This is a genomic window from Thermomonas beijingensis, from assembly GCF_020034655.1.
Classification (GTDB): Bacteria; Pseudomonadota; Gammaproteobacteria; order Xanthomonadales; family Xanthomonadaceae; genus Thermomonas; species Thermomonas beijingensis.
This window is the reverse complement of sequence record NZ_JAIQDJ010000003.1, coordinates 36,391-52,597: the sequence shown is the minus strand read 5'-3', so window position 1 is coordinate 52,597 and position 16,207 is coordinate 36,391. Positions and strand designations below refer to the sequence as shown.

Annotated in this window: 18 protein-coding genes; 10 read left to right on the top strand and 8 right to left on the bottom strand. The window is 59.6% G+C overall.

Features of this window, described 5'->3' with window-relative positions; translation table 11 throughout:
* Nucleotides 1–74 precede the first annotated feature (74 nt).
* From K7B09_RS08270 to K7B09_RS08250, 5 genes are all read left to right on the top strand, one after another.
* A complete protein-coding gene (locus tag K7B09_RS08270; protein ID WP_223628922.1) occupies nt 75–1,166 on the top strand; it encodes a tetratricopeptide repeat protein in 1,092 nt (363 codons plus the stop codon).
* A gap of 152 nt (nt 1,167–1,318) precedes the next feature.
* Nucleotides 1,319–1,990, top strand: coding sequence for an energy transducer TonB (locus K7B09_RS08265; protein ID WP_223628919.1), 672 nt, complete (start codon nt 1,319–1,321; stop codon nt 1,988–1,990).
* A gap of 79 nt (nt 1,991–2,069) precedes the next feature.
* Entirely contained in the window at nt 2,070–2,828 is a 759-nt protein-coding gene (locus K7B09_RS08260; RefSeq protein WP_223628916.1) for a MotA/TolQ/ExbB proton channel family protein, read from the top strand.
* A 35-nt stretch (nt 2,829–2,863) separates the two neighbouring features.
* Complete coding sequence (locus tag K7B09_RS08255) at nt 2,864–3,292, top strand: ExbD/TolR family protein (RefSeq protein ID WP_223628914.1); 429 nt, start codon at nt 2,864–2,866, stop codon at nt 3,290–3,292.
* A gap of 12 nt (nt 3,293–3,304) precedes the next feature.
* Nucleotides 3,305–3,718 carry an ExbD/TolR family protein gene (locus tag K7B09_RS08250; protein WP_223628912.1) on the top strand — a complete coding sequence of 138 codons (414 nt, stop codon included), beginning with the start codon at nt 3,305–3,307 and terminating at the stop codon, nt 3,716–3,718.
* Nucleotides 3,719–3,880: 162 nt separating this feature from the next.
* Here K7B09_RS08250 and K7B09_RS08245 read toward each other — a convergent pair whose 3' ends face one another.
* From K7B09_RS08245 to K7B09_RS08220, 6 genes are all read right to left on the bottom strand, one after another.
* Nucleotides 3,881–4,660 carry a pyridoxine 5'-phosphate synthase gene (locus K7B09_RS08245; RefSeq protein WP_223628909.1) on the bottom strand — a complete coding sequence of 260 codons (780 nt, stop codon included), beginning with the start codon at nt 4,658–4,660 and terminating at the stop codon, nt 3,881–3,883.
* On the bottom strand, nt 4,657–4,911 hold the full coding sequence (locus K7B09_RS08240; RefSeq protein ID WP_223628907.1) for a hypothetical protein: 255 nt from the start codon (nt 4,909–4,911) through the stop codon (nt 4,657–4,659). Before K7B09_RS08240 ends, K7B09_RS08245 begins: the two co-directional genes overlap by 4 nt.
* 50 nt (nt 4,912–4,961) lie before the next feature.
* Nucleotides 4,962–6,401, bottom strand: coding sequence for a cardiolipin synthase (cls, locus tag K7B09_RS08235; protein WP_223628904.1), 1,440 nt, complete (start codon nt 6,399–6,401; stop codon nt 4,962–4,964).
* A gap of 4 nt (nt 6,402–6,405) precedes the next feature.
* A complete protein-coding gene (locus K7B09_RS08230; protein WP_223628902.1) occupies nt 6,406–7,269 on the bottom strand; it encodes a pirin family protein in 864 nt (287 codons plus the stop codon).
* A 39-nt stretch (nt 7,270–7,308) separates the two neighbouring features.
* Entirely contained in the window at nt 7,309–9,123 is a 1,815-nt protein-coding gene (locus K7B09_RS08225) for an SLC13 family permease (protein ID WP_223628897.1), read from the bottom strand.
* Between the two features lie 80 nt (nt 9,124–9,203).
* Nucleotides 9,204–10,256 carry a class 1 fructose-bisphosphatase gene (locus tag K7B09_RS08220; RefSeq protein WP_223628892.1) on the bottom strand — a complete coding sequence of 351 codons (1,053 nt, stop codon included), beginning with the start codon at nt 10,254–10,256 and terminating at the stop codon, nt 9,204–9,206.
* Between the two features lie 361 nt (nt 10,257–10,617).
* Here K7B09_RS08220 and K7B09_RS08215 point away from each other — a divergent pair, with 361 nt between their 5' ends.
* Nucleotides 10,618–11,406, top strand: coding sequence for a hypothetical protein (locus K7B09_RS08215; RefSeq protein ID WP_223628889.1), 789 nt, complete (start codon nt 10,618–10,620; stop codon nt 11,404–11,406).
* Nucleotides 11,407–11,444: 38 nt separating this feature from the next.
* On the opposite strand, the gene phhA is transcribed toward K7B09_RS08215, so the two are convergent.
* Complete coding sequence (phhA, locus tag K7B09_RS08210) at nt 11,445–12,293, bottom strand: phenylalanine 4-monooxygenase (protein WP_223628886.1); 849 nt, start codon at nt 12,291–12,293, stop codon at nt 11,445–11,447.
* A gap of 128 nt (nt 12,294–12,421) precedes the next feature.
* Between phhA and K7B09_RS08205 the strand changes: the two genes are divergently transcribed.
* The gene (locus K7B09_RS08205; protein ID WP_223628882.1) at nt 12,422–12,898 is read left to right on the top strand and encodes an Lrp/AsnC family transcriptional regulator; all 477 of its coding nucleotides are present in this window, start codon (nt 12,422–12,424) and stop codon (nt 12,896–12,898) included.
* Between the two features lie 6 nt (nt 12,899–12,904).
* On the opposite strand, the gene K7B09_RS08200 is transcribed toward K7B09_RS08205, so the two are convergent.
* Nucleotides 12,905–14,317, bottom strand: coding sequence for a coniferyl aldehyde dehydrogenase (locus tag K7B09_RS08200; RefSeq protein ID WP_223628879.1), 1,413 nt, complete (start codon nt 14,315–14,317; stop codon nt 12,905–12,907).
* A 39-nt stretch (nt 14,318–14,356) separates the two neighbouring features.
* Between K7B09_RS08200 and K7B09_RS08195 the strand changes: the two genes are divergently transcribed.
* The 3 genes from K7B09_RS08195 to K7B09_RS08185 all read left to right on the top strand — a co-directional run bounded on the left by K7B09_RS08195 (nt 14,357) and on the right by K7B09_RS08185 (nt 16,202).
* The gene (locus K7B09_RS08195) at nt 14,357–14,905 is read left to right on the top strand and encodes a gamma carbonic anhydrase family protein (RefSeq protein ID WP_223628875.1); all 549 of its coding nucleotides are present in this window, start codon (nt 14,357–14,359) and stop codon (nt 14,903–14,905) included.
* Between the two features lie 68 nt (nt 14,906–14,973).
* Complete coding sequence (locus K7B09_RS08190) at nt 14,974–15,519, top strand: RDD family protein (RefSeq protein ID WP_223628870.1); 546 nt, start codon at nt 14,974–14,976, stop codon at nt 15,517–15,519.
* Complete coding sequence (locus K7B09_RS08185) at nt 15,519–16,202, top strand: RDD family protein (protein ID WP_223628865.1); 684 nt, start codon at nt 15,519–15,521, stop codon at nt 16,200–16,202. The genes K7B09_RS08190 and K7B09_RS08185 overlap by 1 nt, the downstream gene beginning before the upstream one ends.
* The last annotated feature ends 5 nt before the right edge of the window (nt 16,203–16,207 follow it).

Sequence of the window (16,207 nt, the reverse complement as noted above, 5' to 3'; positions counted from 1 at the left end):
TATTGCTCCACGCGGCGCTCAACTCATTGAGGTGTTGTATGTTCTTGTCGATGCGTCGTCCTCTTATTGTTGCCATGACAGCGGCTTTGGGTTTGATCACGTTGGCGCCGTTGGTGCATGCGGATCCACAAAGCAGTGCTCGCGAAGAGCGGGCCAAGCGGCAGGCCGAATTGGGACATGGCAAGGTGACCAAGGCCGAGGCCGAGGCCGAGAAGAAGCCACCGATGTACCCCAATGCTACCCGCCAGTCGCCCGAGGCCAAGGCCTCACCCAAAACGATCAAGTCCTTGCAAGCGATGCAAGAGCTTTATGAAAAAGACGACTGGGCGGGGGTCATCAGCAAAGCGGATGAATTGGGGGGGATGGCATCGGCCAACGCCTACGACAAAGCGTTTGCCTATTCGATGGCCGGCAATGCCGCTGCAAATATGAACGACCAAGCCAAGGCCGCCACTTATTTTGGCAAGGCCGTGGATGCCAACGGGCTGGATAACGATAGTCACTACGCAACAATGTACAACCTGGCCATCATTCAGTACGGCGAAGAAAAGTACGCCGATGCTTTGGCCACGATCGATCGCTTTTTGGCGGAAACCAAATCGGGCAAAGCCGATCAGCTAGCGTTCCGTGCGGGCGTGCTGGCAGGCTTAAACCGCAATGACGAAGCGGCCGCAATCTACAAAGACCTGATCAACAAGAATCCCACCGATAAACGCCTGTTGATGAACGGTGTTGCCGCGCTGCAGGGTGCGGAGAAATTTGACGATGCCAACAAGTTGCTGGAACAGGCCTACCAACGCGGCATGCTGACCGAACCAAGAGAGTTGCGTGCACTCTATATCGGTTACATGAATGCCCAGCGCTGGACGGAGGCACAGAAGGTGGTCGATGACGGCGTGGCCAAGGGCATCTTGCAGCCAGGCCCGGAGCTTGCACGCGACTACCAGATCTTGGCGCAAACGGCCTATGCCAACGACAACATGCCGCTGGCGATTGCCATGTACAAGCGTGCCGCACCGATGGCAGCGGATGGTGAGGCTTACTTGAACCTGGCCAAGGTGCTGGATATGGATGGCAAGAAAGCCGAGGCCAAAGCCGCCGCCAAATCGGCACTGGACAAGGGTATCAAGAAGCCCGAGGATGCCAAACGCATCCTTGCGCGATGAGACCGACCACGCAGTTTCTTGCTTACACCAAAAATAAGACTTGGAACAAGTCCACTAGCTTGGTATAAACTACGGGATTCCTGCGGCCGAAAAGCCGCACTGTTGATGCCTCGCCGGTAACGTGCGGGGCCCCCACCTCTAGAGCCGTGCGCATGTCGGAAGATCTCGCCCACATCGAGAATAGAAACAGCCGTGAACTCGGCTTGAGTTGGCCGCGCATCACCGGCATCAGCTTTGCGGTTGCTCTGCATGCGGCAGCGCTGCTGTTGTTGCTGTCTCCAGTGTCGCCGCCACCGCAGGAAACCGAGAAAACCGATACGGTGAGCGTCACCTTTATCGAGCCGCCACCGCCGCCGCCGCCACCGCCGCCACCGCCGCCGCCGACGGACAAGCCGCCGCCGCCGATCAAGACGTTGGCGCCGCCGACCATCAAGACGCCGACGCCGCCGCCGCCGGAAGATCCGCCGGTGGTGCTGGATACTCCGCGTGCCGTGGATCGTCCTGCGCCGCCGCCGTCGCCCCCCGCTCCACCGGCAGCGATTTCGGATGTAGGCTCCAGTGTTGATCCTTCATCGCGCGGCATGAATCCGCCGAAGTATCCGCCTGAAGAAATGCGCCGCAGCATCACCGGTACCACGATCCTGATCGTCAGTATTGACGCTAGCGGCGGGGTGCTGGATGTTGAAGTCGAAAAATCCAGCGGCAATCGCAATCTGGATCGTGCCGCGCAGCAGGCTGCACGCAAGTGGCGCTTTAATCCGGAAGTCCGGAACGGACAGAAGGTCGCAAGCCGCGTTCGCGTTCCAGTCGAGTTCAAGTTGTAAAGCTGTTTGATTGTGCCCTGTACTACTCTCGTGTTATCCGTTTTGAACTACCTCATCCACGACATCAAAAGGTAAGCGTATGTTGCAAGAAACTGCTGCCGCCGCACCTGCCGCTGCCGGAGGCAACAACGCCGCCGCGCTGCAGCAGATGGGCTTCGACCATCTGATCCAGGGCTTCGACGCGGTGGGCTGGGTTGTGTTTATCACCCTGTCCGTCATGTCGGTGATGTCCTGGTACTGGATCATCATCAACTTCATCAAGAACATGCGTTTGCGTGGCCGCGCAGATCGCGTGGTCAGCACGTTCTGGGAAACCTCGAACGCGCAGGATGCGATTCGCTTCATGGAAGAACAGCCGAAATCCGAGCCGTTCTCCAAGATCGCGCTGGATGCGGCCCAAGCTGCCGCCCACCATCAGCGTCACGATGGCTCGCGTCTGGCCGAGTCGCTGAACCGCTCCGAGTTCGTCGATCGCGCCCTGCGCCAGGCCGTGACCCGCGAATCGCTGGGTCTGGAAGACGGTTTGACCGTGCTGGCTACCGTGGGTTCGGCTGCACCGTTCGTCGGTCTGCTGGGTACCGTGTGGGGTATCTACCACGCATTGATCAAGATCGGTTCGTCGGGTGACGCCTCGATCTCGGCAGTGGCCGGTCCAGTGGGTGAAGCGCTGATCATGACCGCCATCGGTCTGTTTGCCGCGATCCCGGCGCTGTTGGCGTACAACGCCTTCGTGCGCTTCAATCGCATCACCAACAACCAGTTCGATACCTTCGCGCACGACCTGCACGACTTCTTCGCCACCGGCGCACGCGTCGGCGAAGTGGCCGGCAAGCGTTGATCGAAGCGTACGGATCCTGACGGAGGCCCCTGACCATGGGTGCGAGTGTTGGTAATAAGGAAGACGGCGCCCCGATGGCGGAAATCAACGTCACGCCCTTGGTGGACGTGATGTTGGTGCTGCTGATCATTTTCATGATCACCACACCATTGATGAACCATAAGGTCAAGGTCGCACTGCCGGAAGCGACGCTGGTCAAGAAGGAAGAGAAAAAGCAGCAGATCCCGCCGATTACCATCTCGGTGACAGAAACGGGTGAGCTGTTCCTGAATGACGAGCCGACGACCAAGCAGGCGATCGAAAGTCGCCTCTCGGTTGAAGCACAAAAAGTGCCGCAGCCGCCATTGCAGATCCGCGGTGACAAGACCACGGCCTACCATCTGGTCAGCGATGTCGTGAAGATCGCGCAGGCTCAAGGTATGGCCAAGGTCGGCTTCATCACCACGCCGCCGAAGAAAGGCTGAGGAGAACGTTAGATGGCCTTTTCGTCCAAGTCTAGCCAAGGTGCGATGGCTGATATCAATGTCACGCCACTGGTGGACGTGATGCTGGTATTGCTGATCATCTTCATGGTGACCATGCCGATCCAGTCGATTCCGGTGGATGTGGATCTGCCACAAAAGACCGATAAGCCACCGGAAAATCCGAAGGAACCACCGGAGCCGATTCGCTTGCGAATCGACGCTTCGGGCGCAGTGTTCTGGAATGATTCACCGGCGGATGTGAATGGTTTGCAAAAGCGCATGCTCGAAGAAGTTGCGCGTGACCCCAGCAACCAGCCGGAACTGCAGATCGAAACCAATGACCAGGCCGAGTACGGTGTCCTGGCCAAGGTGTTGGCTTCGGCCAAGAATGCAGAGATGGCCAAGATCGGGTTTGTGCAAAACTGAAACACTGCTACAGGCTCCGGATTGCGGAGCACGTCGTGGATGACGAAACGCCGCCCAATCGGGCGGCGTTTTTTTTGATTCATGGCGGACTGCGGGGGCGAGCTTGCGCGGCTATCAACAGCATCAAGCGGAGCAAGCGCCGCTCGACAAGATGTGCGGACATCAAGCTGGGCCAGCTCCGTACAACAGCGCGGCGCGATCGACGATGCACCGATAGGCGCGCACGGTGGCTTGCAAGCCTGCATACAGGGCATCGCCGATCAACGCGTGGCCGATCGAGACTTCCTGCACATTGGCGATAGCCTGCAAAAGCACAGGCAAATTGTCCTGATTGAGATCGTGTCCTGCGTTCACGCCTAAACCTGCTGCTTGTGCGCGCTGGGCGGTGGCCACGGCGGCAGCCAAGGCAGGCTGGATGTGGCCTGTTGCAAAGGCCTCGGCATACGGGCCGGTGTACAGCTCGATCCGGTCAGCACCGAGAGCAGCGGCTTGTTCCACGTGGGGGTCGCCCACATCCACAAACACGGACACACGGCAGCCAAGTAATTTGAATGCGGCGATCAGTGGCTGCAGCGCAGCGCCGTCACGGACGAAATCAAAGCCATGATCCGAGGTCAGCTGGCCGTCGCCATCTGGCACTAGGGTGACCTGCGCCGGACGGGTCGCTTCACACAGCGCCAACAGACCAGGATACCCGGTGCGTGCGGGTGCAAATGGGTTGCCTTCGATATTGAATTCGACACCACGTTGGGTGCACAGGTCGCCTAACAGCAGCACATCGGCGGCTCGAATATGGCGGGCATCCGGGCGAGGGTGCACAGTCAGCCCGTGCGCACCGGCGTCCAAACAGGTGCTGGCCGCACGCAACAAATCCGGTTCAGTGCCGCCACGGGAATTGCGCAATACGGCGATTTTGTTGAGGTTGACGCTGAGTGCGGTCATTGCGGAGGCAGGTCTTGGTTTTCGGCCTTGCGTGCGTGTACCTGATCGCGCAATCTGCGCATTTCGCTGGGGTCGATCATCAGGCTCACGTCACGGCCACTGCCGGCCACCCGTGCTTGGTACATGCCCAGGATCCACAACACGAACAGCACCAGTGCCGCCAGCAGGCAGCTCACCAGTACCGCCATCGAGGTAGTCAAAAATCCAAACGCCATGGCCGCCAGGGCCAGCAGCAGAAACAACCAATGCATGCACGCAACTCCATGACAGGACGCGCGCAGTGTAACGCCAGTCGGCGGGCTTACAGCAGGGGGGCCAGCAAGCGCGCCAATGCTTCTGGGAGGCGCGCGCTGAGCAGGGGACGGGGGCGATCTGCACGAACGCGTGGCGCCGAGGCGAATTCGCGCTCGATCAACTGCGCCAGTTCCGCGGCCATGCCGGCATCTTCCAGCAGTAGCGAGGATTCGAAGTTGAGCCGGAAGCTGCGGTTGTCGAAATTGGCGCTACCGATGATAGCCAGCGCGTCGTCCACCAGCAGTGCCTTGCTATGCAGCATGCGCGGGCCGTATTCGTACACCTTGACACCCGCCGCCAGGAGGTCGTCATAAAACGACCGCACGCACCAGGTCACTAGCCGGCTATCACTCATTTTGGGCACCAGCAGGCGCACATCCAGCCCACCCAATGCCGCCGAGGTCAGCGCCATCATGGCGGCTTCGCCGGGCACAAAATATGGAGTGGACAGCCAGACCCGCCGCGAGGCCGTGTAAATCGCGCTGACGTGCATGCGGTGGATCGCTTCCCACCGCGAATCCGGGCCGGAAATCAGCAGTTGTGCACGGATTGGGCCGGGTTGCTTGGGAGGCATGGTGCGCACCACGTCGCCAATGAAGTCGGAGCGCTCGGTGGCGTAAGCCCAGTCCTCGACAAAGACATCCTGCAAGGCGTGTACCACGTCGCCCTTGATCTGCAAATGCAAGTCGCGGTAGGCGTCTTCGCGCAGGCGCTCGTCTTCTTCGTCGGTAATGTTGATGCCGCCCAGAAAGCCGATCTTGCCGTCGATCACCACCAGCTTGCGATGGGTGCGCAGGTTCAGCCACGGCCGCCGCCACGGCAGCCACAGGCGGGTGGGGTGAAACCATGCCAGTTCGCCGCCGGCCTCGAGCAAGGGGGCAAAGTAGCGACGGTTGGCCAATTTCGAACCCATCGCATCCACCAGCAGGCGCACTTTGACACCAGCGCGGGCGCGCTCCACCAGTGCCTCCAGCAGTGCGCCACCCGTGCGGTCCGGGTTGTAGATGTAGTACTCCAGATGGATATGCTCGCGCGCTTGCGCAATGGCCGCCAGCAAAGCCGGATATTTATGCCCGCCATCCACCAGCAGGCGTACCTCGCACGCGGTACTCGGAGGCAGCCCCGTTGTGGTCAGTGCCAGTGTGCGCAGTTCCGCGCTTTCATCGCCCGAACCGGTGTCCTCTCGCGGCAGGCGCGCGTAGTGACGCTGACGGCGTGCCCGGTGGCGCACGATGCGTTGTGGCCCAAGCACGTAATAAATCAAAAACCCGATGTACGGCAATGCCGCCAAACTGATCAACCAACTCAAGGTGGCTGCCGGTTCGCGCTTTTGCAGCACGATCCAGCCACCCAGACCCAGCAAATACACCACCCAGCCGGCGGTCAGCCAGGCGCGAAGATGTGGCAGATGTTCAAGTCCATACCAAAGCTGCAACCAATACTCCATTGCGCTAGTGCTCCGGCAGCGGGATGCGCTCGACATCGTCGCCGGGAATCAGGCCGAACGCGCCGCTGTCCCAATCCCGCTTGGCTTGTTCGATGCGTTGCTTCGACGATGACACAAAGTTCCACCACATGTGGCGAGGCGCATCCAGCGGCTCACCGCCAAACAACATTGCTTTCACTGGTGTCCTGGCGCGCAGGACGTGACGCGTGCCGTGGTCGAGTACGACCAGATGTTTTTCCGGAATATCGGCACCATCCAACTGGGCCTGCCCTTCGAGTACATACAGTGCGCGTTCCACCGCTTCCGCTGCGATGGACAGCTCGGCGTTCGGCACCAGATCGACGGCAACGTTGAAGGTGTCGGTGAACACCTGCACCGGTGATTCCAGACCGAAGCCGCGCCCGGCGATCACCCGCAGCGATGCCCCGGCGTGCTCGCGCATCGGCAGGCTGGAGGCGGCATGATGGTGGAACGACGGTGCGATTTCTTCGTCCGGCCTTGGCAGCGCTACCCACGTCTGCATCCCGTGAATCGCGTGGCCGGCTGCGCGTGGCTCCGGCGGGGTACGTTCGGAATGGGCGATGCCGCGCCCCGCGGTCATCCAGTTCACGTCCCCGGGCAGGATGTCCTGCACGCTGCCAAGGGTGTCGCGATGGCGCAGCGCGCCAGCCCACAAATAAGTGACAGTCGCCAGGCCGATATGCGGGTGCGGGCGCACATCAATGCCGCGACCGGGTTCAAACAGCACCGGACCCATGTGATCGACAAACACGAATGGGCCGACGCTGCGGGCTTGCAAGGTGGGCACCACGCGACGGACTTGCAAACCACCCAAGTCGTGGGTGCGTGGCGCAATCAACAGGGTCATCGCGCAATCCTCGATAGCAAGAGCATGCAGCGTGCAGGTTTAGCCAATATGCGGCAATAGCGGCCCACCCATCCACAACCAGCGCGCCATCCACGCGCTGACCAGACCAATCAGCACGGTCAGTGGCAGACCCACGCGCAGGAAGTCAGCAAAGCTGTACTGGCCGGGACGCAGGATCAACAAATTGCCGTGATGGCCGATGGGGGTCAGGAACGCCACCACCGCACCCAAGGCGGTACACATCACGAACGGTGCTGGCGGCAGCCCCAGCACTTGCGCGGTGGCGATGGAAATGGGCCCCAGCAAGGCGGTGGTGGCGGCATCGCTCATCACCTGCGTGAGCAGCGCCGCGATCGAGAACATCACCAGCAGGATTGCCAGTGGTGGCCAGTGCGCGATCCAATGCGACAAGCCTTGTGCCAGCAGGGCGGCGGTACCGGTGTTTTCCATTGCGATCCCGAGCGGAATCACGCCGGCGATCATCACGTAAATGCGTAAATCAATGCTGCGATAGGCTTGTTCCACATCAATACAGCGGGTGGCTACCATCGCGACTGCACCAAACAGGAAGGCCAAGGGTGGCGACAGCCATTCGGTGGCTGCAGCCAGCACGGTCAAGCCGAGGATCCCCAACGCCAGTGGTGCGCGCAGGCGGCGTTTGGCTTGCCCGGCAAACGGCACCAGCATCAAAAAGCCGTGGTGCGCCGCCAGTTCGGCAAAGCGCGATGGCATGCCCCATAGCACCAATAGATCGCCCTCGCGCAGGCGTGCATCGGACAGGCGGTCGGCCATGTCTTCGCCGCGTCGCCACAGGCCGGCGATGACGGTGTGGAATTGGCGTGCAAAGTCCAACTCACGGATGCTGCGTCCGATGAATTCCGAGCCCGGCGCCACCACCGCCTGCACCAGCTGCGCCTTGCCCTCACCGGTGGCCAACTTGCCGAAACGGGTAATCGCATTGAGATCCAGACCAGCATCGTCGTGCAGCGACATCAATTCGTCGGCGGCGGCTTCGACCAGCAGCACGTCGCCGGCCAACAATGGACTGTTGTTGCCAAGATCATCGCGGCGTTGACCATCACGCAACCAACCTAATTGGCGGAAACGTTCGCCCAATGCTTTTTGCAGCTCGGTCAATGGACGCGTACACCAATGGCCTTCCTTCACGATCACCAGCTCGGTGCGGTAGCGATCCAGCCGCAGGTAGTCGTCATCATTTTGCTCGCCACTGCGCTTGGGCAGCAGCCACCGGGTCAACAGCATATAGGCGGTGCCCACCAACACTAATGCCAGGCCAATCGGAGTGATTGAAAAAATCCCCAGGCCTTCGGCACCGGCACGCTGCAGCATGTCATTGGCCAGCAGAAACGCGGGCGCACTGAACAAGGTCAAGGTGGTACCCAGTGAAGCGGCCAGCGACATCGGCATCAATAAGCGTGAGGCCGGCAATTGCCGGTTGCGTGCGTGTCGCAGCAGCAGCGGCAACATCATCGCGGTGACCATCACATGATGGGTAAATGATGCCAACAGCGCTACTAGTGGCATCACCACTGCAATCGTGCGCCATTCGGCATTGCCGGAAGCGCGTTCCATCCAGCTGCCCAAGCGTTCGCTGATGCCGGTCGCGCCCAGCGCACCGGAGATCACAAACACCGCCGCCACGATGATCGCCGGCTCGCTGGAGAACCCGGATAGGGCTTGCCGGCTATCGAGCACCCCCGTCACCACCAAGGCCAGCAGGATCAGCATCGCGGTGACATCGACGCGCAGCTTCTCGCTGATGAACAGATACAGCCCACCAGCCAGAATCAGACCGAAGGCAAGTTGGGGCCACAAGTGCGGATCAAGATGCATGGGTACATTCTGCCCAAGTTGCGGGCAAATGCCGCATCACTTGACCGAATGGCGTGATGACGAGATAGGCTGGCGCAGGTTTAGTGCGCCTGTGCGTCATGCGCTTGGTGGTAGCCCACTGCCGCGTCCACTTCGGCTTTCGAGCCCATGAACACCGGCACTCGCATATGCAGGCCGGAGGGGGTCACCTCCAGCATGCGCATGCGCCCGGTACTGGCGGCACCGCCGGCTTGTTCGACCAAGAAGCTCATCGGGTTGGCCTCGTACATCAAGCGCAGTTTGCCGCCCTTGGCCGCGCATTTGCTGTCCAGCGGATAGCTGAAGAGGCCGCCGCGGGTCAGGATGCGGTGCACATCGGCCACCATCGAGGCGATCCAGCGCATGTTGAAGTCCTTGCCACGCGGGCCTTCGCTGCCCTTCAGCAAATCGCCGATATAGGCCTGCATCGGTGCTTCCCAGAAGCGCTGATTCGACATGTTGACGGCAAATTCCCTGGTTTCCTGCGGAATTGTCATTCCGCGCGTGGTCAGCACAAAACTGCCCGCTTCGCGATCCAAAGTGAAGGCATGGGTGCCGTGGCCAACGGTGAGCACCAGTGTGGTTTGCGGGCCATAGACGCAGTAGCCGGCGGCGACCTGCGCAGTGCCGGGCTGCAGGAAATCGGCGTCGGTGGGTGAGGTCACCCCCTCGGGGCAGCGCAGCACCGAGAAAATGGTGCCCACCGACACGTTGACGTCGATATTGGAGCTGCCATCCAAGGGGTCGAACAGCAATAAATAATTGCCGCGCGGATATTTGTCCGGGATCGGCTGCGAGGTGTCCATTTCCTCGGAGGCAAGGCCGGCCAAGTGGCCGCCCCAGGCATTGGCTTCCAGCAGGATTTCATTGCTGAGCACGTCGAGCTTTTTCTGCGCCTCGCCCTGCACATTGATGTTGGCCTGCCCGCCTTCACCGGCATCCCCCAGCACCCCCCCCAGCGCGCCCTTGCCCACCGCAATTGAAATGCGCTTGCAAGCACGCGACACCACCTCAATCAGCAAGCGCAGCTGCGGGTTGACGCGCCCGGCGCGTTGTTCTTCGATCAAAAATTGGGTGAGGGAAATATTGGAAGACGTCATCGGCAGGTCAGACATGGGCGAGGGTGTGGGTATTGTCGCCGATGTGGGTGCGGAAGGCGCGAATCCGTCGCGGTTGTTTACGGAGTGAGGGCGAAGTGAAGTAGCGTTTGATTGAGGCTTGCGGACCAACTTCCCGAGCAGGAGATAGGACTATCCTGCACACCGCACGGGCGGTGACTGGCGGTTGATGAGCGAGGGTCGTTCCAGAAAAGAACTTTGAAATAACATATTGCCGTTAAAATTAAATATTTCTAGATGTGCAATGCTTTGTAGATTTAAGGGATGCGTCATGCGGGGTCGATTGAAGTACTTTGCGTCAATCTTAGTCGCCATAGTAATAGTGGTCGTCTATGCAAGGAAGAGCCATGATGTCAACGTGCTCGATAAAGCGCATGCAACTGTCATCGAAAATTCCGCTTCGGCTACTTCCTCGGAAGGCGAGTTGGCAGCCACTACTTTAAGACCGGAAATAAAATTACTGGATGCTTCTTCAGCTAAAGAATTAATTAAATCTATTCAAAAAAACGCATCGTCAGGAACTGAAATATTTACCAGAATTCAAATTGCATCCGCCTGCGAGCCATCAGTCGGGCGGGATGTTATTACACAGAGATCGGCTTCACAGAATACAATTCTTTCATTCAAAGCATCTTTTTGCGTTGGGTACAAAGGATCGATCGCTTTGGAACAACAAAAACTACTATCACTACCTGCAGGGGATCCCTATAGTCAAGCCTATGGTATGGCGAGCGAGCTTTTTGATGGGATTAACAAAAGTCATCAAGATCCAAATAAGGTTACCGTAATTACGAAACAGTTAGATGCCATGTTAATGGCGAGAAATTCACAGATGGAGACGCTAGTGGCTGCCGAAGCCCTGAATCAAGCAGGAATAATAGCGCCGTCAACGACTGAATTTGCGAGGAAGAATGGCTGGCAACTGTCCTCTGAAGAACTCGCGCAAGTGCAGCTCCTTAGTGTTCAAATGAAATCATGCACGAATTTCGGTGGCTGCGGCACCAATCAGTTACTAACCATGAAGATATGTAGCGAGCAATCTACTTGTGCTCCAGGCGCAACGGCAGATTCCATATGGCGCAGAGTATATGCACCAAGCGTTTATGATGTGGCAAGGAAACTCAGTGCATCAGCAACTGAATTTTAAATGCCGCCGCAACAGCGCGGTTTGCAGCGGTTCCGCAGTTACAACACCGCATCCCCGTCCAAAACCGCATCGGCGGGGATGGGGTCTTGCCCGGCCAGCCGGGCATACAGTGGGGCGAAGTCGGCCAGCGTGGTGCTGATCAGCTGTTCGAAGCTGTCGATCACGAAATAGGTCTGCTGGAAGCTGTCGATGCGGTAGCGAGTGCGCATCACGCGCTCTAGGTCAAAGCCCAGGCGGTTGGGGGCGGCGCTTTCCAGACTGTAGATGGATTCGCCCTTGGAGCTGACGATGCCGGCACCGTAGATGCGCAGGCCATCGGCTTGCCGGATCAGGCCAAATTCCACCGTGTACCAATACAGCCGCGCCAGTTGCATCAGCGCATCGGGGCCCAGCCCATGCGCCTTGATGCCGCCCTGCCCGTAGGCTTGCAGGTAGTCGGCAAACAGCGGTTCCATCAGCAATGGCACATGCCCGAACAGGTCATGGAACAGGTCGGGCTCTTCCAGATAGTCGATCTGATCCGGGCGGCGAATCCACCAGCTCACCGGGAAGCGGCGGTTGGCCAGATGGGTGAAGAAATCCAACTCCGGTAGCAGGCCTTCCACCGCCACGATCTGCCAGCCGGTGGCGGCAGTCAGGATCTGGTTGAGGTCGGAAAAGTGCGGGATGTGATCGGCCGGCATGCGCAGTTTTTCTTGCGCCGCCAAAAACGCATCGCAGGCGCGGCCCACCAACAATGCTTGCTGGCGGGCGTACAACTGCTGCCACACCGTGTGGTCGGTGGCGGTGTACTGCGCCCACGGCTGCTCCACGGTGCCGGTGGCGTACACCGGGATCGAGCCGCGTTCTGTCTGCACGCTTTCAAGGCGGCGCGGTTGCTCAAGCATGGGCGGTTCCGGAGTGGCAGAGGCAGCCTTCAGCATAGGCGCGGCAACGCGCATAGTGGCAGCGTTGTTGCGTGAAAATAGCAAAGAGATGCATGATATCTGCAGCAATTCAATAATTTGTGATGAAAATGAGCGTAACGGAACTGGATCGCATCGATTTGCTGTTGCTGGCCGAACTGCAACGTGCCGCCCGCCAGACCCATGCGGAATTGGCCGAACGCGTGCATCTCTCGCCCTCGGCCTGCCTGCGCCGGGTGCAGCGGCTGGAGCGGGAAGGCGTGATCACTGGTTATCGTGCCGAAGTGGACCCGGAGCGCTTGGGGCTGGGCTTGCAGGCCTTCGTGCGGGTGCAACTGAAAAGTCACGACGCCGCACGCATCGACACGTTTGCGCGCCAGGTCAACGCCTGGCCAGAAGTGGTGGCCTGCCATGCCCTGACCGGCGACATGGATTACCTGCTGCACGTGGTGGTGGGCGGGCTGGAGCATTTTTCCCGCTTCCTGCTGGACAAACTGCTGGCGCAGGCCGAGGTGGCTGATGTCAATTCCAGTTTCGTGCTGCGCACGGTCAAGCGTGCACAGGGCTTATCGATGCCAGCGGGATAGACCTGCTTAGCGCACAATCAAATCAATCAGCCACTTGGCTTTGCTGTAGGGCGGTTTGAGCAGGTCGCCACCACTGCGACGGGCCTGCCAGAATACCGGCAGTTGTTTGCTCATCGCATCAAACCCGGCGCGGCCATGGTAGGCCCCCATGCCGCTGGGCCCGACTCCGCCAAACGGCAGATTGCCGATGGCGAAATGGAACAGGGTGTCATTCACTGAAACCCCACCGGCCAAGGTGCCGTGCAGGATTTTTTCCACAGTGGCCCGGTTGTGGCTGAACGGATACAGCGCCAAGGGCCGGTCGTGGGCATTGATGTAGGCAATCGCTTCATCAAGACTGCGATAGCTCTTGATCGGCAACAGTGGGCCAAAAATTTCTTCCTGCATGATCAGCGCGTCATCACTCGGATCCAACAGTAGCGTGGGTGGCAGCAGGCGCTGGGCCGGATCGGCGTGGCCGGCCAAGGTGACGCGTTCGATACCGCGGGACTTGGCATCGTCCAAATAGCCTTTCAGACGGTTGTATTGGCCAGCATTGATGATGCGGGTGTAGTCGTCCAGGTTGGTCAGGTTTTCGCCGTAGCGTGTAACCGCCTCATCGCGCAGTGCCTTGACCAAGGCGTCGCGCTTGCCTTTGGGCACCAGCACGTAATCGGGGGCGATGCAGGTTTGCCCGCAATTGAACCATTTGCCGGTGGCAATACGGGCTGCGGCGTGTTCAATCGGGTAGTCCTCGGCAATCAACGCCGGCGATTTGCCGCCCAGCTCCAGCGTCAGGGGGGTGAGATGGGCAGCAGCGGCGGCCATCACCTTGCGCCCCACCGCAGTGGAGCCGGTGAACACCAGATGGTCAAACGGCAGGCCGGCAAAGGCGGCACCGATGTCGGCACCGCCGGTGGCCACCGCCACCCGACCCGGGGCAATGGCTTCGGCCAGCAGGCTGCGCAAAAATCGCGCGGTGTGCGGGGTATGCTCGGACGGTTTCAAATACACATGATTGCCAGCGGCCAGTGCAGTGGCCAACGGGATCAGCGCCAGGTTGACCGGGTAGTTCCACGGCGCAATCACCCCCACCACGCCCAACGGCATCGGTCGCACCTGCGCCCGCGCGGGCAGGAACCGCCAACCCACGCCCACGCGGGTGGGTCGCATCCATTTGCGCAGATGTTTGCGCAGGTGGTCGATGTCGTTGAGTACGGTCATGCCATCGGCAATGCGGGTTTCGGCTTTGGCGCGATGGCTGAAATCCTTGCCAACCGCCTCGGCCATTTCATCCATTCGCAGCCTCAGCGCATGCCGCAGTCGCCCAAGATCGTCCATGCGCTGGGCGTAGTCGGGCTTGCTGGCCTGCCAGTTGCTGCGCAGACGCTGCAAGGTGGGTGCAAGTTCGCTGGGCTGGGTGTCAATGAAGTTTTCCATACGCGGCAGTGTAGTCGTGCGCGGGCTAGAATCCAGCGCATGAACATTCGACCGTATCGCACCATTGCCCCCACGCTTGGCCAGCGTGTTTTCGTGGATCCGATGAGTACCGTGATCGGTGACGTGGTGCTGGGGGACGATGTTTCCGTCTGGCCGTTCACGGTGGTGCGTGGCGATGTCAATTTCATCCGTATTGGTGACCGCACCAATATCCAGGATGGCACGGTGATACACGTCAGTCACGATGGCCCACACGCCAAGCGCGGCGGCTTTGCCACCCGGATTGGCAGCGATGTCACCATCGGCCACAAGGCCATCATCCACGCCTGCACGATTGAAGATGCCGTTTTGATTGGCATGGGTGCCATCGTGCTGGATGGCGCGGTGGTGAAAAAGCACGGATTCGTTGGCGCGGGTGCACTCATCGCACCAGGCAAGGTGGTCGCTGAGGGGGAACTTTGGTTGGGCAACCCCGCCAAAAAAGTGAGGCTGCTCAGCGATGCCGAAATCGAAGCCTTGTATTACAGCGCCGGTCACTATGTGCGTTTGAAGGACGACTATCTGGTGGCCGCGCCCTGCGAAGGGTGACGGTAAAGAAGGACTCCGGCTAAAGTTGCCAGCAGGGGAGCATGTTCACGCAACGAGGAAGGGGATGCATGGATCCGTACAACAGTGCCGATGCGCTCAACATCAGCAAACAACAAGACAATCCCTATGCCGTGCCAAGCGCCAAGTTGGCCGAGTTGCATGAGACAGGACAATGGGAAAAAGCCGGTCGTGGTGTTCGCTTGGGCGCGGTGCTCATCGATGGCGTGCCGATCGCCATTGTCGGCATTCTTGCCGCGATCCTGATTCCAATCGTGGGTAATGATGGCAAGGGTGGAGTCAGTGCGTCAGGCATGGCACTGTTGGGGATCATTGTGCTGCTGATGCTGGGGTATGTGGCGTATCAGCTGACCTTGTTGCACCGCCATGGCCAGACGTTCGGCAAGAAGATGCTAGGCATCAAAATTGTGCGCAGCGATGGCAGCCGGGCTGGCTTGGGTCGAATTTTCTGGTTACGCATGTTCGTACCCGGCTTGATCGGTGCGATTCCGTTGGTTGGCGGGTTGTTCAGTCTGATCGATCCGTTGTTCATTTTTGGCGAAGAAAAGCGCTGTGTACATGATTTGATTGCCGACACCATCGTCGTTACCGCTTGATGCTGGACACTGCCCACGAGGTTTACACCCCGGAAGGGGTGGCATTGCGATTGCCGGCCGCCGGGCCAGTACCGCGTGCCTTGGCGTGGGGCATCGATTTCTGCATCCGGATGGCGCTGTTGATGGTTTGTTCGATGGCGTTCGGCTTGTTGGGTAGCGCCGGGATGGGGTTTTATCTGGTCTGCATGTTCATGGTGGTTTGGTTGTACCCCATCGTTTGCGAGGGCATGTTTGATGGGCAGACACCGGGCAAACGGGTATTGCATCTACGGGTGATTTCCAGGAATGGCGCGCCAGTAGGCTGGTTGGCGACGTGTGTGCGCAACTTGATGCGGACGGTGGATATGCTGCCGTTTGGCTACGCCTGCGGCTTGCTGTCGGGCTTGCTTGATCCCTGTGGTCGTCGGCTAGGCGATTTAGTGGCCGGTACCTTGGTGGTGCATGTGCCGCAACATCGCAGCAGCATTCAATTATTGGTCGATCTTCAGGTCACCCGCCCATTGCAGCCGTTATTGCCATCCGAACAAGCAGCAGTCGTGGCATTTGCCGAGCGTGCCGGCCAACTGACACCAGAGCGTCGCATCGAACTGGCCGATATCGCCAGTGTCGCCACCGGTGCCACGGGTGCGGCAGGTGTGCAGCAGCTGTTGGGGATTTCCAATTGGCTGCTGGGCAAACGCTGACTGCG